This is a genomic window from Winogradskyella sp. 266wxhm, from assembly GCF_058964685.1.
Map to the genome: position 1 here is coordinate 2854550 of NZ_CM179559.1, position 24576 is coordinate 2879125.

14 protein-coding genes, 3 tRNA genes and 2 pseudogenes are annotated in these 24576 nt (G+C 36.3%); 17 read left to right on the forward strand and 2 right to left on the reverse strand.

Annotation, left to right across the window (positions count from 1 at the left end):
- Positions 1-26 precede the first annotated feature (26 nt).
- The 13 genes from AC2H4K_RS12835 (at position 27) to AC2H4K_RS12895 (ending at position 13365) form a co-directional block, all read left to right on the forward strand.
- Positions 27-99 (forward strand) — tRNA-Gly (locus AC2H4K_RS12835).
- 69 nt (positions 100-168) lie between these two features.
- Positions 169-240: transfer RNA gene (locus tag AC2H4K_RS12840), tRNA-Thr, on the forward strand.
- Between the two features lie 68 nt (positions 241-308).
- Positions 309-1496 (forward strand): elongation factor Tu, encoded by a 1188-nt coding sequence (gene tuf, locus AC2H4K_RS12845; protein ID WP_281140148.1) that lies wholly within the window; start codon positions 309-311, stop codon positions 1494-1496.
- Between the two features lie 64 nt (positions 1497-1560).
- Positions 1561-1633: transfer RNA gene (locus AC2H4K_RS12850), tRNA-Trp, on the forward strand.
- A 43-nt stretch (positions 1634-1676) separates the two neighbouring features.
- A complete protein-coding gene (gene secE, locus AC2H4K_RS12855; RefSeq protein WP_281140147.1) occupies positions 1677-1871 on the forward strand; it encodes a preprotein translocase subunit SecE in 195 nt (64 codons plus the stop codon).
- A gap of 19 nt (positions 1872-1890) precedes the next feature.
- Entirely contained in the window at positions 1891-2436 is a 546-nt protein-coding gene (gene nusG, locus AC2H4K_RS12860; protein ID WP_281140146.1) for a transcription termination/antitermination protein NusG, read from the forward strand.
- Between the two features lie 69 nt (positions 2437-2505).
- Entirely contained in the window at positions 2506-2946 is a 441-nt protein-coding gene (rplK, locus tag AC2H4K_RS12865; RefSeq protein WP_281140145.1) for a 50S ribosomal protein L11, read from the forward strand.
- A gap of 10 nt (positions 2947-2956) precedes the next feature.
- Positions 2957-3646 carry a 50S ribosomal protein L1 gene (gene rplA, locus AC2H4K_RS12870; protein WP_281140144.1) on the forward strand — a complete coding sequence of 230 codons (690 nt, stop codon included), beginning with the start codon at positions 2957-2959 and terminating at the stop codon, positions 3644-3646.
- A 19-nt stretch (positions 3647-3665) separates the two neighbouring features.
- Entirely contained in the window at positions 3666-4187 is a 522-nt protein-coding gene (gene rplJ, locus AC2H4K_RS12875) for a 50S ribosomal protein L10 (protein WP_281140143.1), read from the forward strand.
- A 54-nt stretch (positions 4188-4241) separates the two neighbouring features.
- Entirely contained in the window at positions 4242-4619 is a 378-nt protein-coding gene (gene rplL / locus AC2H4K_RS12880; protein WP_281140142.1) for a 50S ribosomal protein L7/L12, read from the forward strand.
- Between the two features lie 133 nt (positions 4620-4752).
- Positions 4753-8565, forward strand: coding sequence for a DNA-directed RNA polymerase subunit beta (gene rpoB / locus AC2H4K_RS12885; RefSeq protein ID WP_281140141.1), 3813 nt, complete (start codon positions 4753-4755; stop codon positions 8563-8565).
- A 75-nt stretch (positions 8566-8640) separates the two neighbouring features.
- Positions 8641-12942: a DNA-directed RNA polymerase subunit beta' gene (rpoC, locus tag AC2H4K_RS12890; protein ID WP_281140140.1), complete on the forward strand. Its 4302-nt coding sequence runs from the start codon at positions 8641-8643 to the stop codon at positions 12940-12942.
- A 105-nt stretch (positions 12943-13047) separates the two neighbouring features.
- Entirely contained in the window at positions 13048-13365 is a 318-nt protein-coding gene (locus AC2H4K_RS12895) for a DUF3467 domain-containing protein (RefSeq protein ID WP_281140139.1), read from the forward strand.
- Positions 13366-13684: 319 nt separating this feature from the next.
- On the opposite strand, the gene AC2H4K_RS12900 is transcribed toward AC2H4K_RS12895, so the two are convergent.
- Both AC2H4K_RS12900 and AC2H4K_RS12905 read right to left on the reverse strand, forming a co-directional pair.
- Positions 13685-13915, reverse strand: a complete 231-nt coding sequence (locus AC2H4K_RS12900) for a (4Fe-4S)-binding protein (protein ID WP_281140138.1) — start codon at positions 13913-13915, stop codon at positions 13685-13687.
- Positions 13916-14046: 131 nt separating this feature from the next.
- Positions 14047-15636, reverse strand: coding sequence for a peptide chain release factor 3 (locus tag AC2H4K_RS12905; protein ID WP_493742462.1), 1590 nt, complete (start codon positions 15634-15636; stop codon positions 14047-14049).
- A gap of 57 nt (positions 15637-15693) precedes the next feature.
- On the opposite strand from AC2H4K_RS12905, the pseudogene AC2H4K_RS12910 reads away from it, so the two are divergent.
- The 4 genes and pseudogenes from AC2H4K_RS12910 to AC2H4K_RS12925 form a co-directional block, all read left to right on the forward strand.
- Positions 15694-15957 (forward strand): annotated as a pseudogene (locus AC2H4K_RS12910) (OmpA family protein); the annotation flags it as partial.
- A 518-nt stretch (positions 15958-16475) separates the two neighbouring features.
- Positions 16476-23417 carry a beta strand repeat-containing protein gene (locus AC2H4K_RS12915; protein ID WP_493742463.1) on the forward strand — a complete coding sequence of 2314 codons (6942 nt, stop codon included), beginning with the start codon at positions 16476-16478 and terminating at the stop codon, positions 23415-23417.
- 20 nt (positions 23418-23437) lie between these two features.
- On the forward strand, positions 23438-24274 hold the full coding sequence (locus AC2H4K_RS12920; RefSeq protein ID WP_493743071.1) for a CLIPPER-2 domain-containing protein: 837 nt from the start codon (positions 23438-23440) through the stop codon (positions 24272-24274).
- Between the two features lie 20 nt (positions 24275-24294).
- Positions 24295-24561 (forward strand): annotated as a pseudogene (locus AC2H4K_RS12925) (DUF7507 domain-containing protein); the annotation flags it as partial.
- Positions 24562-24576: the final 15 nt, after the last annotated feature.

Below are 24576 nucleotides of genomic sequence, written 5' to 3' on the forward strand. Positions count from 1 at the left end.
TTAATTAAGGAAACTTAATTATAAATGCGGGAGTAGCTCAGTTGGTAGAGCGTCAGCCTTCCAAGCTGAATGTCGCCGGTTCGAACCCGGTCTCCCGCTCTAAAATTTACGAGTAATGATGCGCGATTTGCGAATCGTGAATCTTAAATCGGCAATCGTAAATGATCGGCCGGTGTAGCTCAGGGGTAGAGCGTTTCCTTGGTAAGGAAGAGGTCACGAGTTCAAATCTCGTCATTGGCTCTTTTTCTAATTTCATTTAGAACAACATTTGAACACTAATATTAAAAATAAGATTAAATAAATTAAACATGGCAAAGGCAACTTTCGATCGTTCAAAACCACACTTAAATATTGGTACTATTGGACACGTAGATCACGGTAAAACAACTTTAACTGCTGCTATTACTAAAGTATTAGCTGATGCAGGTTTATCTGAAGCAAGATCATTCGATCAAATTGATAATGCACCAGAAGAAAAAGAAAGAGGTATCACTATTAATACTTCTCACGTAGAATATGCTACTGCTAATCGTCACTACGCTCACGTTGACTGTCCAGGTCACGCGGATTACGTAAAGAACATGGTTACAGGTGCTGCTCAAATGGATGGTGCTATCTTGGTTGTTGCTGCAACAGATGGTCCTATGCCACAAACTCGTGAGCATATCTTACTTGGTCGTCAGGTAGGTATTCCTCGTATCGTTGTATTCATGAATAAAGTGGATATGGTTGATGATGAAGAGTTATTAGAATTAGTTGAAATGGAAATCAGAGATTTATTATCATTCTATGAGTATGATGGTGATAATGGTCCTGTAGTTGCAGGTTCTGCTTTAGGTGCACTTAACGGTGAGCAAAAGTGGGTTGATACTGTAATGGAATTAATGAATCAAGTTGATGCTTGGATCGAAGAGCCAGAAAGAGATATGGATAAGCCTTTCTTAATGCCTATCGAAGATGTATTCTCTATTACTGGTCGTGGTACAGTAGCAACTGGTCGTATCGAAACTGGTGTAGCTAACACTGGTGATCCTGTTGAAATCATTGGTATGGGTGCTGAAAAGTTAACTTCTACTATCACAGGTATCGAAATGTTCCGTCAAATCTTAGATAGAGGTGAAGCTGGTGATAACGCTGGTATCTTATTAAGAGGTATTGAGAAAACTCAAATCTCTAGAGGTATGGTAATTGTTAAGCCAGGTTCAGTAACACCACACGCTAAATTCAAAGCTGAGGTTTATATCCTTAAGAAAGAAGAAGGTGGTCGTCACACGCCATTCCATAATAACTACCGTCCACAGTTCTACGTACGTACAACTGACGTAACTGGAAATATCCAATTACCTGATGGTGTAGAAATGGTAATGCCTGGTGATAACTTAACAATCACTGTTGAGTTGATTAACACAATTGCAATGAACGTAGGTTTACGTTTCGCTATCCGTGAAGGTGGTAGAACAGTTGGTGCTGGTCAGGTAACTGAAATTTTAGACTAAACTAAAATATAATAAATAGGTAATTGAGGTGTTCCGTTTTTTCGGAACGCCTTGATTATTATTTACGGGTGTAGCTCAGTTGGTAGAGCACTGGTCTCCAAAACCAGGTGTCGGGAGTTCGAGTCTCTCCTCCCGTGCAAATTTAATCAGATGATTATTTCATCTTAAAAAAGTATTCAAATGGCAGGAATAGCAACTTATATAAAAGAATCTTTTGAAGAATTGAAAAACAATGTATCATGGACACCATGGCCAGAAGCACAGAGATTAATGGTAATCGTAGCTGTGTTTTCAATTCTATTTTCTTTAGCTATTTGGGGTGTGGATACAGTGTTTAGTAGAGCTGTGAAAGCTTATTTTGAAATGATTAGCTAATAATAACATAAGGAGAAAGATGTCTGATAAAAAATGGTATGTTGTTAGGGCTGTAAGTGGTCAAGAAAATAAAATAAAAACCTACATAGAAAATGAAATTTCTAGATTGGGTTTAGATGATTATGTTGATCAGGTTTTAGTACCTACAGAAAAGGTAATACAAATACGTAACGGGAAAAAAATCAATAAAGAAAAGGTTTATTTTCCTGGTTATATAATGATTCAAGCCAATTTAAGTGGTGAGATTCCTCACATTATTAAGTCAATTACAAACGTTATTGGTTTTTTAGGTGAGACAAAAGGCGGTGATCCTGTACCGTTAAGACAGTCTGAAGTAAACAGAATGTTAGGTAAAGTAGATGAATTGTCAATTGAAGCAGATGCTAATGTTGCAATACCATTTACAAAAGGAGAAACTGTTAAAGTTATCGATGGTCCATTCAACGGATTTGATGGAACAATCGAGAAAATCAATGAAGAAAAGCGTAAGCTTGAAGTAATGGTGAAGATTTTTGGAAGAAAGACACCATTAGAGTTAAGCTATATGCAAGTAGAAAAAGTATAATAATTGTTACAATAAAGATAGCGAGTCATCTAGCTTCCAAATTTAGATATTCGCATTAAACATTTAGAAATGGCAAAAGAAATAGACAAAGTAGTTAAGCTACAAGTTCGGGGAGGTGCTGCGAATCCATCGCCACCGGTAGGACCCGCTTTAGGTGCCGCTGGAGTTAACATCATGGAGTTCTGTAAGCAATTTAATGCTAGAACTCAAGATAAACCAGGTAAAGTTTTACCTGTGGTAATCTCTGTTTACAAAGACAAATCTTTTGATTTTGTAATCAAGACTCCACCAGCAGCAGTACAATTATTAGAAGCGGCCAAAGTAAAAAAAGGATCAGGAGAACCTAACCGACGTAAAGTAGCAAAAGTAACTTGGGATCAAGTTAAAGCAATTGCAGAAGATAAAATGCAAGATTTAAATGCATTTGAAATCGAGTCAGCTATGAAAATGGTAGCTGGTACTGCAAGATCAATGGGTATCACTGTTAAAGGAGGTGAAGCTCCAAACTAAATTTTTAGAAATGGCAAGATTAACAAAGAAGCAAAAAGAAGCTAGAGCAAAGGTTGATAATAACAAACTTTACTCTATAGAAGAAGCTTCAGCTTTACTAAAAGAAATTACATACACTAAGTTTGATGCTTCAGTAGATATAGCAGTAAGATTAGGTGTAGATCCACGTAAAGCCAACCAAATGGTTCGTGGTGTTGTTTCTTTACCTCACGGTACAGGTAAAGACATGAAGGTTCTTGCATTAGTAACACCAGATAAAGAAGCAGAAGCTAAAGAAGCTGGTGCTGATTATGTTGGGTTAGATGATTACTTACAAAAAATAAAAGATGGTTGGACAGATGTAGACGTTATCGTTACTATGCCAAGCGTTATGGGTAAGTTAGGACCATTAGGTAGAGTATTAGGACCAAGAGGTCTTATGCCAAACCCTAAAACAGGTACAGTTACTATGGATATAGGTAAAGCTGTAAGTGAAGTAAAAGCTGGTAAAATAGATTTTAAAGTTGATAAAACAGGTATTGTACATGCACCAATAGGTAAAGCATCGTTCAGTACTGATAAATTAGTTGGTAACGCTAACGAATTACTATCTACTTTAATTAAGCTAAAGCCAACTGCTGCTAAAGGTACTTACGTGAAAAGTATTTACATGTCTAGTACAATGAGCCCAAGTATAGCAATAGACACAAAAATAGTATAGTAGTTAAACTTAGAATATTATGACAAGAGAAGAAAAATCGCAAGTAATTGAAGAGTTGACTGCTCAGTTAGCAGATAGTACTAACATCTATTTAACAGATATATCTGGTTTGGATGCAGCAACAACTTCTAATTTAAGAAGAGCGTGTTTTAAATCTAATATAAAATTAGCTGTAGTTAAGAATACACTTTTAGAGAAAGCTATGGAAGCATCGGAAAAAGATTTCGGTGAGTTACCATCAACTTTAAAAGGAAATACATCAGTAATGTATTCTGAAACAGGTAATGCTCCTGCAAAGGTAATTAAGGAATTTCGTAAGAAATCTGAAAAGCCTTTATTAAAAGGTGCTTTTATTGAAGAAGCAATCTATGTTGGAGATGAATTGTTAGATACACTAGTTGAAATTAAGTCAAGAGAAGAACTTCTTGGAGAGATTGTTACATTGTTACAATCGCCAGCTAAGAATGTTATTTCTGCACTTAAGTCTGGTGGAGGAACAATCGCTGGTATAGTAAAAACATTATCTGAAAGAGAAGGATAATATTTCAAACAAACACAAAAGAAAATAACACACACATATTAAAACAATAGAAAAATGGCAGATTTAAAAGATTTCGCAGAACAATTAGTTAATTTAACAGTAAAAGAAGTTAATGAATTAGCTACTATATTAAAAGATGAGTACGGTATTGAGCCAGCTGCTGCTGCTGTTGCAGTTGCTGCAGGTGGAGCTGCTGCAGGTGGTGACGCTGAAGAAGAAAAATCAGAATTTGATGTAGTATTAAAAGCAGCAGGTGCTTCTAAATTAGCAGTTGTGAAATTAGTTAAGGAATTAACTGGTTTAGGATTAAAAGATGCAAAAGAATTAGTTGACGGTGCACCAAACAACGTAAAAGAAGGTGTTGCTAAAGACGAAGCTGAAGCATTAAAAGCGCAGTTAGAAGAAGCTGGTGCTGAGGTTGAGCTTAAGTAAGCTCAGCTTAACCTACAATATATGGTTTAGGTCTGTTTCGCAATAAATTTGCGGAATAGGACCTAAACCCTTTTGTGTATATAAGTGTTATATACATTTTTAGTATTTTTTTAATAAAAAATCTCGTTCATCAATGTTAGCAAAAAAGGCTGAAAGAATTAATTTCTCTTCTATTGTAAATAGAACAGATTACCCAGACTTTTTGGATATTCAAATAAAATCTTTCCAAGATTTTTTCCAATTAGAAACAAAGTCAGAAGAAAGAGGAAATGAAGGCTTATACAATACCTTCATGGAAAATTTCCCAATTACCGACACACGTAATCAATTCGTATTAGAATTTTTAGATTACTTCATTGATCCACCTAGATATACAATTGAAGAATGTATCGAAAGAGGATTAACCTACAGTGTACCTTTAAAAGCAAGATTGAAATTGTATTGTACGGATCCTGAGCATGAGGATTTCGAAACAATCGTTCAAGATGTTTACTTAGGTACAATTCCATACATGACACCTAGTGGTACTTTTTGTATCAATGGTGCAGAGCGTGTGGTAGTTTCACAGTTACACAGATCGCCTGGTGTATTCTTTAGCCAGTCTTTCCATGCTAATGGAACAAAATTATATTCTGCAAGAGTAATTCCTTTTAAAGGGTCTTGGATAGAATTTGCTACAGATATTAATAGTGTGATGTACGCTTACATTGATAGAAAGAAAAAGTTACCTGTAACAACACTTTTCCGTGCTATCGGTTTTGAGCGTGATAAAGATATTTTAGAGATTTTTGATCTTGCTGAAGAAGTAAAAGTTTCTAAATCTGGATTAAAGAAAGTTTTAGGTCGTAAACTTGCTGCTCGTGTACTTAACACATGGCATGAAGATTTCGTTGATGAAGATACTGGTGAAGTAGTATCTATTGAGCGTAACGAAATTGTATTAGATCGTGACACAATTATAGATAAAGACAATATTGAAGAAATCCTTGAAGCTGAAGTGAAAACTATTCTTTTACACAAAGAAAGTGCACAGCAAGGAGATTACGCAATTATTCATAATACATTACAAAAAGATCCAACAAACTCTGAAAAAGAAGCTGTTGAACACATCTACCGTCAATTACGTAATGCTGAGCCGCCAGATGAGGAGACAGCACGTGGTATAATTGACAAGTTATTCTTCTCTGACCAACGTTACTCATTAGGTGAAGTAGGTCGTTACAGAATGAACAAAAAATTAGGTTTAGATATCGGTATGGATAAGCAAGTGCTTACCAAAGAAGATATCATTACCATTATAAAATATTTAATTGAGCTTATTAACTCTAAAGCAGAGATTGATGATATCGATCACTTATCTAACCGTCGTGTACGTACAGTAGGTGAGCAGTTATCTTCTCAGTTTGGTGTTGGTTTAGCTCGTATGGCGCGTACTATTCGTGAGCGTATGAACGTTCGTGATAATGAGGTGTTTACTCCAATAGATTTGATTAATGCTAAGACTTTGTCTTCAGTTATTAACTCTTTCTTTGGTACAAACCAGTTATCTCAGTTTATGGATCAAACCAATCCATTAGCAGAGATTACACATAAGCGTCGTTTATCAGCATTAGGACCAGGTGGTCTTTCTAGAGAAAGAGCAGGTTTCGAGGTTCGTGACGTTCACTATACACACTATGGTCGTTTGTGTCCTATTGAAACTCCTGAAGGTCCAAACATTGGTCTAATTTCTTCTTTAGGTGTATATGCTAAGGTGAATTCAATGGGATTCATTGAAACTCCATATAGAAAAGTAGAAAATGGTGTTGTAGATATCAAAAATGCTCCAACTTACTTAAGTGCAGAGGAGGAGGAAGATATGTTAATCGCTCAAGCAACTGTTAAGGTTGATGATGATGGAAAGATATTACATGATAAAGTTATCTCTCGTCAAGAAGGTGACTTTCCTGTAATTGAGCCAACAAGTGTTAACTATACCGATGTTGCACCAAACCAGATTGCATCGATATCTGCGTCATTAATTCCATTCTTGGAACATGATGATGCTAACCGTGCTTTGATGGGATCTAACATGATGCGTCAGGCAGTTCCTTTATTACGTCCTGAAGCTCCTATTGTTGGAACAGGATTAGAGCGTCAAGTAGCATCAGATTCAAGAGTATTAATTAATGCTGAAGGTGCAGGTGTTGTAGAATATGTAGATGCTGAAAAAATTACTATTAAGTACGAGCGTACTGAGGAAGAAGCTATGGTAAGCTTTGATAGTGATGTTAAAGAATATCCTTTAGTGAAGTTCAGAAAAACTAACCAAGGTACTTCAATCAACTTAAAGCCTATTGTTGAAAAAGGTGATAAGGTTGTTAAAGGTCAAGTGCTTTGTGAAGGTTATGCAACTCAAAACGGAGAATTAGCTTTAGGTAGAAATATGAAAGTAGCCTTCATGCCTTGGAAAGGGTATAACTTTGAGGATGCGATTGTAATTTCTGAAAAAGTGGTTCGTGATGATATTTTTACATCTATCCATATTGATGAATATTCTCTAGAAGTTAGAGATACAAAATTAGGTAACGAAGAGTTAACTAATGATATACCAAACGTTTCTGAAGAAGCAACTAAAGATCTTGATGAAAATGGTATGATCCGTATTGGTGCGGAAATCAAACCTGGCGACATCTTAATCGGTAAGATTACACCAAAAGGTGAATCTGATCCAACTCCAGAAGAAAAACTTCTTCGTGCAATCTTTGGTGATAAAGCAGGAGATGTTAAGGATGCATCATTAAAAGCTTCGCCATCATTAAATGGTGTAGTTATCGATAAAAAATTATTTGCTAGAGCGGTTAAGGATAAGCGTAAGAGAGCTCAAGACAAAGAAGATATCGAAAAACTAGAAGCTTCTTATGATAGACGTTTTGACGATTTACAAGCAATTTTAGTTGATAAACTTTTTGCTATCGTAAACGGTAAAACAGCTCAAGGTATCTATAATGATTTAGGTGAAGAGATTATACCAAAAGGTAAGAAGTACACTTTAAAAATGTTAAATGCTGTTGATGATTATACACATTTAACTTCAGGAAAGTGGACAACTGATGATCATACAAACGAGCTTGTAGCAGATTTAATCCATAACTATAAGATTAAGGAAAATGACTTACAAGGTTCATTAAGACGTGAGAAGTTTACAATTTCAGTAGGTGATGAGTTACCTGCAGGTATCATCAAACTTGCTAAAGTTTACATTGCTAAGAAACGTAAACTAAAAGTAGGTGATAAGATGGCAGGTCGTCACGGTAACAAAGGTATTGTGGCACGTATCGTTCGTCAAGAAGATATGCCGTTCTTAGAAGATGGAACTCCAGTTGATATTGTATTAAATCCACTTGGTGTACCTTCTCGTATGAACATTGGTCAGATTTATGAAACTGTATTAGGTTGGGCAGGTCAGAAGTTAAACAGAACTTATGCAACTCCAATTTTTGATGGTGCAACATTAGATCAGATTAATGGCTTTACAGATGAAGCTGGTGTGCCGAGATTTGGTCATACTTATTTATATGATGGTGGTACAGGAGATCGTTTTGACCAACCTGCAACAGTAGGTGTAATCTATATGATTAAGCTAGGTCACATGATTGACGATAAGATGCACGCACGTTCTATAGGTCCTTACTCATTAATTACGCAACAGCCGTTAGGTGGTAAAGCACAATTTGGTGGTCAGCGTTTTGGTGAGATGGAGGTATGGGCTCTTGAAGCTTATGGTGCATCAAGTACTTTACGTGAAATCTTAACTGTAAAATCAGATGACGTAATTGGTAGAGCTAAAACTTACGAAGCTATCGTTAAGGGTGAGCCAATGCCAGAACCTGGACTTCCAGAATCATTCAACGTACTTATGCACGAATTGAAAGGTTTAGGATTGGATATTAGATTAGAAGAATAAAAAAATAGTAGGCAGTCGTCAGTATACAGTTAAAGATGTATACTGAAGACTGAAGACTGAATACTATAAAATAACATGGCAAGAAAACAAGATAAGAATACAGTACAGAAATTTAATAAAATTTCTATTGGTTTAGCATCTCCAGAATCTGTTTTGGCAGCTTCTCGTGGTGAAGTATTAAAGCCAGAGACTATCAATTATCGAACTCACAAACCTGAACGTGATGGTTTGTTCTGTGAGCGTATTTTTGGTCCTGTAAAGGATTTTGAATGTGCTTGTGGTAAATATAAAAGAATACGTTACAAGGGTATTGTTTGTGACCGTTGTGGTGTAGAAGTAACAGAAAAGAAAGTACGTAGAGACAGAGTAGGACATATTAACTTAGTTGTGCCTGTAGCTCATATCTGGTATTTCCGTTCTTTACCAAATAAAATAGGTTACCTTCTTGGATTACCATCTAAGAAATTAGATATGATAATCTATTACGAGCGTTATGTAGTTATCCAATCAGGTAATGCTATAAATGCTGAAGGTGAACCAGTACAAAAAATGGATTTCCTTACTGAAGAAGAATATCTAAACATATTAGAAACACTTCCTCAAGAAAATCAATATTTAGAAGATACAGACCCTAACAAATTCATCGCTAAGATGGGTGCGGAGTGTCTTATCGACTTATTAGCTAGAATTGATTTAGATGAATTATCATACGAATTAAGACATAAAGCTAATAACGAAACTTCTAAACAACGTAAAACTGAAGCTTTAAAGCGTTTACAAGTTGTTGAAGCTTTTAGAGATTCAAACGAAAATAGAGAGAACAGACCAGAGTGGATGATCATGAAGGCCGTTCCTGTAATTCCACCAGAATTAAGACCATTAGTGCCATTAGATGGTGGACGTTTTGCAACTTCAGATTTAAATGATCTTTACCGTCGTGTAATTATCCGTAACAATCGTCTTAAGAGATTGGTTGAGATAAAAGCACCAGAAGTGATTTTACGTAATGAAAAGCGTATGTTACAAGAATCAGTAGATTCATTATTTGATAACACTCGTAAGTCATCTGCTGTAAAAACAGATTCTAACAGACCATTAAAATCTTTATCAGATTCATTAAAAGGTAAGCAAGGACGTTTCCGTCAAAACTTACTTGGTAAACGTGTCGATTACTCTGCACGTTCTGTAATTGTTGTAGGACCAGAATTAAAATTATTCGAGTGTGGATTGCCAAAAAATATGGCAGCAGAGCTTTACAAGCCTTTTATCATTAGAAAATTAATTGAAAGAGGTATTGTAAAAACTGTAAAATCTGCAAAGAAAATTATAGATAGAAAAGAGCCTGTTGTTTGGGATATCTTAGAGAATGTTCTTAAAGGACATCCAGTATTACTAAACCGTGCTCCTACGCTTCACAGACTTGGTATACAAGCATTCCAGCCAAAACTTATTGAAGGTAAAGCGATTCAGTTACACCCATTAGTGTGTACGGCATTTAACGCGGATTTCGATGGTGACCAAATGGCGGTGCATTTACCATTAGGACCAGAAGCAATCTTAGAAGCGCAACTTTTAATGTTAGCTTCTCACAACATATTAAACCCTGCAAACGGTTCTCCTGTAACAGTACCTTCTCAGGATATGGTACTTGGTCTTTATTATATGACTAAGTTACGTAAGACTGATGATACTTATACTGTTAAAGGTGAAGGGTTAACATTCTACTCTCCAGAAGAAGTAACTATTGCTTACAATGAGAAGAAAGTTGATCTTAACGCAGGTATTAAAGTAAGAACTAAGGACTTTAATGAAGAAGGAGAGTTAACTACTCAAATCATTGAGACGACTGTTGGTCGTGTGCTTTTCAACGAAAAAGTGCCAGAAGCTGCAGGTTATATTAATGAGGTATTAACTAAGAAATCTTTAAGAGATATTATTGGTAATATCTTAAAAGTAACTTCTGTACCAGAAACGGCTGAGTTCTTAGATGAAATCAAGACTTTAGGATATAAGTTTGCATTCCAAGGTGGATTATCTTTCAGTTTAGGTGATATTATTATACCTAAAGAAAAGCACGCTATGATTGATGCAGCCAACAAGCAAGTTGATGGTATTATGGGTAACTATAACATGGGACTTATTACCAACAACGAACGTTATAACCAAGTTATTGATATCTGGACTTCTACTAACGCTGAGTTGACAGAATTGTCTATGAAACGTATCCGTGAAGATCAACAAGGATTTAACTCAGTATTTATGATGTTAGATTCTGGTGCTCGTGGATCTAAAGAACAGATTCGTCAGTTAACTGGTATGCGTGGTTTGATGGCTAAGCCTAAAAAATCTAATGCTGGTGGTGGTGAGATTATTGAAAACCCGATTCTTTCTAACTTTAAAGAAGGTCTTTCAATTTTAGAATACTTTATCTCTACTCACGGTGCTCGTAAAGGTCTTGCTGATACGGCTCTTAAAACTGCCGATGCAGGTTACTTAACACGTCGTTTGGTAGATGTTTCACAAGACGTTATCGTTTACGAAGAAGATTGTGGTACATTAAGAGGTATCGAAGTTTCTGCATTGAAGAAGAATGAAGAAGTTGTAGAAAAATTAGAAGCTAGAATTGTAGGTAGAACATCTCTAAATGATGTTTACGATCCTTTAACTGAAGAGTTATTAGTAGAAGCTGGTGGTCACATCAATGATACTATCGCTAAGAAAATTGGAGATTCAGCAGTAGAATCTATCGAAGTACGTTCTCCATTAACATGTGAGGCTAAACAAGGTATCTGTGTGAAGTGTTACGGACGTAACCTTGCAACAGGTAAGATGGTTCAACGAGGTGAAGCAGTTGGTGTTGTGGCAGCACAATCAATTGGTGAGCCAGGAACACAGCTTACACTACGTACATTCCACGTAGGTGGTATTGCAGGTAACATCTCAGAAGAGAATAAGCTAATCGTTAAGTTCGATGGTATTGCTGAGATTGATGATCTTAAAACAGTAAAAACTAAAGATAATGAAGGCAATGAGGTAGATGTAGTTATCTCAAGAACTTCTGAATTAAAATTAGTTGATGCTAAAACAGGAATTGTCTTAAGTACTAGCAATATTCCTTACGGTTCTCACGTATTTGTGAAGCCAGGAGATAAAGTTAAGAAAGGTGACGTTATCTGTCAATGGGATCCATATAACGGTGTTATTATTTCAGAATTTGCAGGTAAAGTGAAGTATGAAAACATCGAGCAAGGTGTAACTTACCAAGTTGAAATAGATGAACAAACAGGTTTCCAAGAAAAAGTAATTTCTGAATCTAGAAACAAGAAGTTGATTCCAACATTATTGATTGAAGATTCTAAAGGTGAAACTATTCGTTCATACAACTTACCAGTAGGTGCACACATTATGATTGATGATGGTGATAAAATTGAAGTTGGTAAGATTTTAGTTAAAATACCTCGTAAATCTGCTAAAGCTGGTGATATTACTGGTGGTCTTCCTCGTGTAACAGAGTTATTCGAAGCACGTAACCCATCTAACCCAGCAGTAGTAAGTGAAATTGATGGTGTAGTATCTTTTGGTAAGATTAAGCGTGGTAACCGTGAAATCATTATTGAGTCTAAGCTTGGTGAGGTTAAGAAATACTTAGTGAAATTATCTAATCAAATTCTTGTTCAAGAAAATGATTATGTAAAAGCTGGTATGCCTTTATCAGACGGATCTATAACACCAAACGATATCTTAAATATCAAAGGCCCTTCTGCAGTACAACAATACTTAGTAAACGAAGTACAAGAAGTATACCGTTTACAAGGTGTGAAAATTAACGATAAACACTTCGAAGTTGTTGTAAGACAGATGATGCGTAAAGTTAGAATTATGGATTCTGGTGATACTATTTTCTTAGAAAACCAATTAGTTCATAAGTCAGACTTTATCGAAGAGAATGATAAGATTTTCGGAATGAAAGTAGTAGAAGATGCTGGTGATTCTGAAAACTTAAAATCTGGTCAGATTGTAACGGTAAGACAGTTAAGAGATGAAAACTCTAGCTTAAGAAGAGAAGATAAAAATCTTGTTACAGCAAGAGACGCTAGTCCTGCAACTGCAACACCAATACTACAAGGTATTACTAGAGCGTCATTACAGACTAAATCGTTTATTTCTGCGGCATCGTTCCAAGAAACAACTAAAGTTCTTAACGAAGCAGCTGTAAATGGTAAAATAGATAACCTAGAAGGACTAAAAGAAAATGTTATTGTAGGACATAGAATACCGGCTGGTACTGGTGTTAGAGAATACGATAATATTATTGTAGGTTCTAAAGAGGAATTTAATGAAATGATGAAAGCTAAAGAAGAAATGAACTTCAACTAGAATTTATCATTCCTATTCCTGCGGAGGCAGGAATCTAAATAAACTAAAAGCCTTCATCCTGTAAAGTTTGAAGGCTTTTTTAATTTAAAATAAAATAGTATAGATATGTCAGACGAAAATAATAATCCAAAAAAAGGACAAATAAATATAGAGCTCGATGAGAAAGTAGCAGAAGGTACTTATTCTAACTTAGCTATAATTAATCACTCTGTTTCAGAGTTTGTTGTAGATTTTGTTAGTATAATGCCAGGAACTCCAAAAAGCAAAGTGAAATCTCGTATCATTTTAACACCACAACATGCAAAGCGTTTACTTAAGGCTTTAGGAGATAATGTTTCAAGATTTGAGAAAGCTCATGGTGAAATTAAAGATTACGAGCAACCACCAATTCCTCTAAATTTCGGACCAACAGGTCAGGCCTAAAATTTTATATTTTTAATTATAGAAAATAATAATTGGTGGTTATCGAAATTTTTTGAAGAGCAACCACCAATTCCTTTAAATTTTGGGCCAACAGGTCAGGCTTAAAGTTGTATAGTTGAATTGAATCAATAGTAAAGAATCAATTGTTTTTTATTATTAATAATGGATTCGTTTAAGGCGTTATTAGTTTTTTGTAAACACATTTCATATATCTTTAAACTAAAGGCTTTAAATAGTCTATAACAATATAAACTAAAAAAATCCCTTAGATTTTTATTAAAGCTAAGGGATTTTCTATTTATACTAAGATAAATAATGATTAAGCCACTTCTTTTTTCTTTAAGTGGTATTTCAGAGCACCAGAAGGACATTTTTTAATTTGATTAATGATGTCTTCGGTTTCTGCTCCGTTAAGATCAATCCAAGGAATTACAGAATTTCTGAATACACTTGAAAGTTGTTTTGCACATAATTCTGCATTAGTGCAACAACGCGGTTGATAGGTTACAGTAATGTCTTCATTACTATAAACGTTTTCATTGGTTTCCATAATAAGTAGATTAGTTTGGGGTTAATCTTATTTTGAAATAATGATTACTGGTGCTATTTTAATCAAAAAAACAGATTAAAAACAAATATAATCGACAAAATGCGTTGTATTTTAATAGTTTGTGAGAATTTTTATTCAAATTCTGAGGTCATATGGAACTTAATGCTTGGATATTTTTGCTGTGTCATCTGTAGTGAGAACATAGAGTCAGCCAAGAAAACTAATTGATTTTGTTTATCTCTTGCAAGATAACGTTGCTTTACCCTTAAGAAATCTTTAAATTCTTCACTTTTTTTATCTTCAGTTTGTACCCAACATGCTTTATGTACATTGAGGTTTTCATACGTACATTTAGCACCATATTCATGTTCTAAACGATATTGAATTACTTCATATTGAAGCGCTCCAACAGTACCGATAACTTTTCTTCCATTATAGTCTAAAGTAAAAAGCTGAGCTACACCTTCATCCATTAACTGGTCAATACCCTTGTAAAGTTGCTTAGCTTTCATAGGATCCGCGTTGTTAATGTATCTAAAATGCTCAGGTGAGAAACTAGGAATACCTTTATAATTAAGGATTTCACCTTCAGTTAGCGTATCACCAATTTTAAAGCTACCAGTATCTTGTAAACCTACTATATCTCCAGGGTATGATACATCTACAATCTCTTTCTTTTCCGCGAAGAAAGCATTTGGACTAGAGAATTTTAGCTTTTTATTATGTCTTACATGAAGATATGGAACATTACGTTTAAATTCACCAGAAACTATTTTTACGAATGCCAAACGGTTTCTGTGATTAGGATCCATGTTGGCGTGAATTTTAAAAACAAAACCACTAAACTTATCTTCTTCAGGTTTTACCAAACGCTCTTCACTTTGTTTAGGTCGTGGTTTTGGTGCAATTTCAACAAAACAGTCCAAAAGTTCTCTAACACCAAAATTATTTAATGCAGAACCAAAGAAAACAGGTTGCAAATCTCCTTTAAGATAAGCGTCTTTATCAAATTCAGGATAAATGCCATTAACCAATTCTATTTCGTCTCTTAATGTATTAGCCGCTTTTTCGCCAACTAATTTATCTAATTCAGAAGAAGATAAATCTGATATTTCTATAGTCTCCTCTATATTTTTTCTACTGTTACCACTAAATAGATTGACATTCTTTTCCCATAGATTGTAAATGCCTTTAAAATCATAACCCATACCAATTGGGAAACTCATAGGCGTAACGGTTAGTCCTAATTTTTGCTCAACTTCATCTAAAAGGTCAAAGGCATCTTTACCTTCACGGTCTAATTTGTTGATGAATACAATCATAGGAATATTACGCATTCTACAAACTTCAACAAGTTTTTCAGTTTGTTCCTCAACACCTTTGGCCACGTCAATAACAACAATCACACTATCTACAGCTGTTAGAGTTCTAAAAGTGTCTTCTGCAAAATCCTTGTGTCCTGGTGTATCTAGAATATTAATCTTAATGCCTTCATATTCAAAAGCTAATACAGAAGTAGCAACAGAAATACCACGTTGACGCTCAATTTCCATAAAGTCACTGGTAGCTCCTTTCTTTATCTTATTGCTTTTTACGGCACCAGCCTCTTGAATGGCACCACCAAACAGAAGTAGTTTTTCTGTTAGTGTAGTCTTACCAGCATCGGGATGCGAAATAATACCAAATGTTCGTCGTCTTGCTATCTCTTTTAAAAAACTCATATCTATCGTTAAAAATGATGGCAAAGATACTACTATTATAAACAATTAAAATATGCGGCTATAAATGAATATCCAAAGTTGAAAATAGATATAGAATCCCACACTGATTCTCGCGGAAATGGTAATTATAATTTAAACTTATCGAGTAGAAGAGCACAATCAACTTTACAATGGTTTATTAGTAAAGGCATACAGAAGAAGCGCTTGTCTGCTAAAGGTTATGGAGAGTCGCAATTAATCAATAAATGTTCTAATGGAAAGGATTGTGAGGAAGACGAACATCAATTAAACAGAAGGTCAATGTTTCTTATAATGGACTAATTAATTCCTACTTTGAAAAAAGCCTTAACTTTTAATAGTTAAGGCTTTTTTTGTGCTCTATTACTTTATTTTTAAAGTAGTGATGTCATTCAATCCAAAATACTTGCCATTGGTCTAAATTTATACAATAGATCCAAATACTAAATTAGCTTTGTAGGAAAGGGATTAGATGTTCAAAATAAATTATTTATAATGATTTATTTTGAAGACTTTCCTTGGTAAAATGAAAATAAATTAATTCCAAATTCAGTCAGTCTTCAAAGTTTGATATGAATAAGAATTAATTTTTGAAGTTGGTTAATAGCTGATCTCTTCACCAAGTTTTACAAAATATTTTATAGTGTAATTATCACAGTTGATTATTCCTTAAGTAGGAATAATCGATTAATAAATGTTTGAAATGTAAGTGATTGCTTAATAAAAAATTTGCAAATTACATTTTATCGAATATATTTGCACTTTATCGATAAAAATAATTATCGTTAACAATATTGAATGTATATCAACTTTTCTAAAATATGAAAATCTTTACGCGATTACAATTGCTTAAAAAAAACATTGATAATGTATCTTTAAAGATAGATTTGATATTAAGCAGGAAATACTCTAATTCTGCTTTATTTGTTTTTAGTTTACTTTTTAGCTTGTTCAGTTATTCTCAAGAACCAGTAACAGCTATATATGGTGATGAAGGGGGTTTTTACGAATCAACAACATCTGCCCAAGTCACGGCTACTGGATCTAATAATTTAATAGGTTTTACAATAAACGGTGTAACTTATTCTACAGGTATAGATGATTCTATTTTAACGAGTAATGGTGTAACTTATACGCCTGCCGATTTTCAAGCCTTTCCTGTTCCAGGGCTTATTTCCTATTCAAGCTCAGAATTAATAGGTGTTGGTTATACTTGGGGAGGTAATAACCAAACTAATGTCGCAACAGATCATATCAACTCATTTCACCCTATAGTTCCAAGTGCTTTTATAAGAGACGGTGAAAATGGACTTGAGTTATCTACTAATTTTTTCAATATTGACCCTCAGGATTTTAATTATGATAATTTGTCGATAAATTCAACTACTAGTATTAATGATAATGTTCCAGATATCATAGCAACCCAAACAGGGCAGCCTTCAGGGAGCGATACTTTTAAATTTGTTGATAGTGGAGGTAATACTGTAGGAAATAGCATAGTTGTTAACTTTTCTACTGTAGGTGTTGTTGGTGGAACTAATTGGACAATATATAATGTTAACCCTACTACAGGTGTAGTTACAGGTACATTTGCGATAAATAGCTATAGAGATTTAAGACTTTTAACTTTTGAACTTAGTGATTTTGGCATCACAACAGCTAATGCTGCTCAAATTACAGAATTTGTGCATACAACTTCTGGTAATACAGATATTGCATTTACAGCTTTTAATACTAACAGTTTAATTTTTACACCAGTTGATTTAGGTATTACATCAGATGTTAATTCCTCAACAGACTTATGTTCTGCAAGTTCAATTGATTTTGTTACTACAGTTACTAATAATAGCGCTATAGATAGTAATGGTTTTGAAGTTGAAAAGATGTTGCCTGCAGGTGTAAGTTACTCTAGTAGTAATGCTGTGTTTTCATCAGGAACGGGAACGGCTACGTATGATAGTACGTCAAACAAATGGATAGTTACAAGATTGGATGCAGGTGAAAGCATTACGCTTACGGTTTCTGTCTCGGTTACATCAATAAGTCTTCCTTTAACGTATACAGCCAATATAATTAATATGGCCCAATCAGATACGGATACGAGTAATAACTCATCTTCATTGACTGTAAATGATTCTGATTGTGATGGTGTTAATGATGTGTCAGATATAGATAGTGATAATGATGGTATTTTAGATATTTATGAGGATCTGAATTTAGACTTAGATAATGACCCATCTACAAATCCAACAGATACAGACCAAGATGGCATTCCTGATTATTTAGATCTAGACTCAGATAACGATGGTATTTATGATGTAGATGAGTCTGGTAATGGTGCGTTAGATACAAATGGAGATGGAGTCATTGATTCTAATGATACTGGTTTTAGTGATGCTAATGGTAATGGTGCAGATGATACAGCAGAAGTTACGGTACCAATAGATACATTGAATGATGGAAGTTATGACTTTCAGAACACAGACAGTGATGGAGATGGTTGTCCAGATGCAAACGAGGCATATAATGATCCGAATGCAGCAGGAGCAGATGGAGGGCAATTTGGGGATTCAGATCCAGCAACTGTCAACCCAACTAATGGTTTGGTTACAGAAACAGGTGTAGACTATTCTCTTGGGACTAATGCTAGCGTTACAGATCCTTTAGGTTTAACAATCTGTGATTGTTCAATTGATAATATTTCATCTAGCAATGTATCAACATGTAATGACAACGGTACACCATCTGATATAACCGACGATACTTTTACAGCGGACATAACTATAACATTTAATACTGTTCCAGGAACGGGCACGTTGGAATTATCAGGTGACGGTAGTGGGTCTGTTTCAGTGTCTGGACTTAGCTCGCCATATACTTTTACAGGTGTTACATTACCAGCTAATGGGAATGAGATATCTTTAACGGCTGAGTTTTCAGCTGAGAGTAGTTGTACATTGACCAATTCAAATGTACTTACGGCACCATATGAATGTAGCGACGATGCATGTATGGACGTTATACCGACAGGCAGTCCTATATATGCTTTACCAGCTTCAGACGTTACATTCGACATAACAGGTACAGATAGCTCAACAGGGGCTATATTGAATTCTATATCGGTAGTAGGTGAGCCAAATCCATTTACAGGTTTTTATGTTCCTACCTTGGTAGAATATTCATTTACTAATGAAGATGTGTCGAACCAATATATTTACGATGGTCCAACGATAGTGTCTGATATAACGGATGGCCCAGAAATATTTACACCAGCTTTATTGAGCACATTTTCAGATAGGGACTTGACAAATTACCTGTCTACAGATAATCAAATAACCGCATCGGATTATGTTGATATATTCTATGATTCACCTATATCAACGGCATCAAATAGATATTTATTTATATCTGAGCGCAATGGTAACAATGAATATAGAATACAGGCACTGGATATAAACGGTGATGTTATAGGTCCTGTCAGAATAGCTTATATACCCAATTATATAGATACAGGTATAACAACCAATGTAGGAGGTCAGAATGTTTATGCTAATATCTATCCTTTAACATCCTTTTTAAGTGCAGGCAATGATATTTATGGATTTAGAATAATTTATAGGACGTCAGGTGTTGGCGATGCAGGTGACGGTAAAATATTTATATTATATGATCCATCTTTTTTAACGCCCCCCCCAACAATCGAGCCTACTACGAGTTCAGTTCAGCCAACATGTCCTTCAAACGAGGGATCTATAACGATAGATGCAACGGATAATGGTGGTGGAACTATAGAGTATAGTATAAATGGTAGCTTGGGACCATGGCAAACATCTAATGTGTTTAATAACTTGCCCTCATCAACTTATACACCAGCAGTTAGATATCAGTCGATGCCTACATGTATAGGTATATCTAATAATCCTATTACGCTTGATGATTCATGTTGTAATTTAATTAATATTTCATCTAGCAATGTATCAACATGTAATGACAACGGTACACCATCTGATATAACCGACGATACTTTTACAGCGGACATAACTATAACATTTAATACTGTTCCAGGAACGGGCACGTTGGAATTATCAGGTGACGGTAGTGGGTCTGTTTCAGTGTCTGGACTTAGCTCGCCATATACTTTTACAGGTGTTACATTACCAGCTAATGGGAATGAGATATCTTTAACGGCTGAGTTTTCAGCTGAGAGTAGTTGTACATTGACCAATTCAAATGTACTTACGGCACCATATGAATGTAGCGACGATGCATGTATGGACGTTATACCGACAGGCAGTCCTATATATGCTTTACCAGCTTCAGATGTTACATTCGACATAACAGGTACAGATAGCTCAACAGGGGCTATATTGAATTCTATATCGGTAGTAGGTGAGCCAAATCCATTTACAGGTTTTTATGTTCCTACCTTGGTAGAATATTCATTTACTAATGAAGATGTGTCGAACCAATATATTTACGATGGTCCAACGATAGTGTCTGATATAACGGATGGCCCAGAAATATTTACACCAGCTTTATTGAGCACATTTTCAGATAGGGACTTGACAAATTACCTGTCTACAGATAATCAAATAACCGCATCGGATTATGTTGATATATTCTATGATTCACCTATATCAACGGCATCAAATAGATATTTATTTATATCTGAGCGCAATGGTAACAATGAATATAGAATACAGGCACTGGATATAAACGGTGATGTTATAGGTCCTGTCAGAATAGCTTATATACCCAATTATATAGATACAGGTATAACAACCAATGTAGGAGGTCAGAATGTTTATGCTAATATCTATCCTTTAACATCCTTTTTAAGTGCAGGCAATGATATTTATGGATTTAGAATAATTTATAGGACGTCAGGTGTTGGCGATGCAGGTGACGGTAAAATATTTATATTATATGATCCATCTTTTTTAACGCCCCCCCCAACAATCGAGCCTACTACGAGTTCAGTTCAGCCAACATGTCCTTCAAACGAGGGATCTATAACGATAGATGCAACGGATAATGGTGGTGGAACTATAGAGTATAGTATAAATGGTAGCTTGGGACCATGGCAAACATCTAATGTGTTTAATAACTTGCCCTCATCAACTTATACACCAGCAGTTAGATATCAGTCGATGCCTACATGTATAGGTGTATCTAATAATCCTATTGTTTTGGTTGAAGCAGAATGTCCAGAATTAACAGTGACCAAGACCGTTACAGTAAGTGGCAGTTCCTTAGGAGACGTTATAGAATATGATATTGTAGTGACCAACACAGGTAATTTAACGGTAAGCAACATAGATATAACAGATGCGAACGCCGATGCAGGCAGTATTGTAGGCAGCCCAATCGCAAGTTTAGCACCAGGATCAAGTGCTATAGTCACAGTAGAACAGACGATCACACAATCCGACATCGACGCAGGTTACATAGAGAACAGTGCCACGGCAACGGGAGATAGCCCAAGCGGCACAGATGACGTTGTCGATGTATCGGATGCAGGAGACGAGACCGTTGAGACCGCCGATGGTCAGGGTAATACGGATGGAGATCCAACGAACGATCCAACGGTAACTATTTTAACTCAAAATCCAGATTTTAATATAACTAAGACTAGTAGTTTAGATTTAGGTATAGATGGAATAGTGAGTGTAGGTGATATAATTACTTATACTTATACAGTGACAAATACTGGAGATGTTACTATTTATGATATAGATGTAAACGAAAATTCGTCAAACTTTACAGGCACAGGTATATTACCTACACCTATTTATAATAGTGGAGGAAGTGATGAAGATGGAGAAGGTGATTTACAGGATTTAGTTGTAGGTACAGGAAGTATAGTTTATACAGCAACATATGCAATTACTCAAGAAGATATTGATTCGGGTATAGTAACAAATCAAGCGTCTGTTGAAGCTATAGATCCAATGAATAATATATTGAATGATGATAGTGATGATCCTACAGACCCAACAAGTGATAATGATCCAACAAATACATTATTACCAGAGAGTCCACAGATAGAAGCCGTAAAAGTAGCTACTATCACTAACGATGTAGCACCAACAGGAGCAAGTTTAGGAGATACAGTAACGTATACGATAACAGTAACGAACAACGGTAACGTCAGCTTAAGTAACGTAGCCATAGTAGATACGTTTGTAGATGGCAACGGTAACCCATTAACGTTTGTAAGTGGTCCATCGTTCGACAGTGCTGACCAAGGCAGTTTAGAAGGTACGTTATTAGTAGGAGAGACGGCCACATATACAGCAACCTATGTCATCGAGCAAGGATCAGTAGATAGTGGATCAATCAGCAACAGCGTATTGGCTAGTGGAGAAAGTCCAGAAGGCACAAATGTTGATGATGTCAGTGACGATGATGATGACACAGACGGTAATACAGAAGACGATGCCACAGAGCTATTCATTTCAGAAGATCCAAGTATAGAAGCCGTAAAAGTAGCCGCTATCACTAACGATGTAGCACCAACAGGAGCAAGTTTAGGAGATACGGTAACGTACACGATAACAGTAACGAACAACGGTAACGTCAGCTTAAGTAACGTAGCCATAGTAGATACGTTTGTAGATGGCAACGGTAACCCATTAACGTTTGTAAGCGGCCCATCGTTCGACAGTGCTGACCAAGGCAGTTTAGAAGGTACGTTATTAGTAGGAGAGACGGCCACATATACAGCAACCTATGTCATCGAGCAAGGATCAGTAGATAGTGGATCAATCAGCAACAGCGTATTGGCTAGTGGAGAAAGTCCAGAAGGCACAAATGTTGATGATGTCAGTGACGATGATGATGACACAGACGGTAATACAGAAGACGATGCCACAGAGCTATTCATTTCAGAAGATCCAAGTATAGAAGCCGTAAAAGTAGCCGCTATCACTAACGATGTAGCACCAACAGGAGCAAGTTTAGGAGATACGGTAACGTACACGATAACAGTAACGAACAACGGTAACGTCAGCTTAAGTAACGTAGCCATAGTAGATACGTTTGTAGATGGCAACGGTAACCCATTAACGTTTGTAAGCGGCCCATCGTTCGACAGTGCTGACCAAGGCAGTTTAGAAGGTACGTTATTAGTAGGAGAGACGGCCACATATACAGCAACCTATGTCATCGAGCAAGGATCAGTAGATAGTGGATCAATCAGCAACAGCGTATTGGCTAGTGGAGAAAGTCCAGAAGGCACAAATGTTGATGATGTCAGTGACGATGATGATGACACAGACGGTAATACAGAAGACGATGCCACAGAGCTATTCATTTCAGAAGATCCAAGTATAGAAGCCGTAAAAGTAGCCGCTATCACTAACGATGTAGCACCAACAGGAGCAAGTTTAGGAGATACGGTAACGTACACGATAACAGTAACGAACAACGGTAACGTCAGCTTAAGTAACGTAGCCATAGTAGATACGTTTGTAGATGGCAACGGTAACCCATTAACGTTTGTAAGCGGCCCATCGTTCGACAGTGCTGACCAAGGCAGTTTAGAAGGTACGTTATTAGTAGGAGAGACGGCCACATATACAGCAACCTATGTCATCGAGCAAGGATCAGTAGATAGTGATCAATCAGCAACAGCGTATTGGCTAGTGGAGAAAGTCCAGAAGGCACAAATGTTGATGATGTCAGTGACGATGATGATGACACAGACGGTAATACAGAAGACGATGCCACAGAGCTATTCATTTCAGAAGATCCAAGTATAGAAGCCGTAAAAGTAGCCGCTATCACTAACGATGTAGCACCAACAGGAGCAAGTTTAGGAGATACGGTAACGTACACGATAACAGTAACGAACAACGGTAACGTCAGCTTAAGTAACGTAGCCATAGTAGATACGTTTGTAGATGGCAACGGTAACCCATTAACGTTTGTAAGCGGCCCATCGTTCGACAGTGCCGACCAAGGCAGTTTAGAAGGTACGTTATTAGTAGGAGAGACGGCCACATATACAGCAACCTATGTCATCGAGCAAGGATCAGTAGATAGTGGATCAATCAGCAACAGCGTATTGGCCAGTGGAGAAAGTCCAGAAGGCACAAATGTTGATGATGTCAGTGACGATGATGATGACACAGACGGTAATACAGAAGACGATGCCACAGAGCTATTCATTTCAGAAGATCCAAGTATAGAAGCCGTAAAAGTAGCCGCTATCACTAACGATGTAGCACCAACAGGAGCAAGTTTAGGAGATACGGTAACGTACACGATAACAGTAACGAACAACGGTAACGTCAGCTTAAGTAACGTAGCCATAGTAGATACGTTTGTAGATGGCAACGGTAACCCATTAACGTTTGTAAGCGGCCCATCGTTCGACAGTGCTGACCAAGGCAGTTTAGAAGGTACGTTATTAGTAGGAGAGACGGCCACATATACAGCAACCTATGTCATCGAGCAAGGATCAGTAGATAGTGGATCAATCAGCAACAGCGTATTGGCCAGTGGAGAAAGTCCAGAAGGCACAAATGTTGATGATGTCAGTGACGATGATGATGACACAGACGGTAATACAGAAGACGATGCCACAGAGCTATTCATTTCAGAAGATCCAGTATAGAAGCCGTAAAAGTAGCCGCTATCACTAACGATGTAGCACCAACAGGAGCAAGTTTAGGAGATACGGTAACGTACACGATAACAGTAACGAACAACGGTAACGTCAGTTTAAGTAACGTAGCCATAGTAGATACGTTTGTAGATGGCAACGGTAACCCATTAACGTTTGTAAGCGGCCCATCGTTCGACAGTGCTGACCAAGGCAGTTTAGAAGGTACGTTATTAGTAGGAGAGACGGCCACATATACAGCAACCTATGTCATCGAGCAAGGATCAGTAGATAGTGGATCAATCAGCAACAGC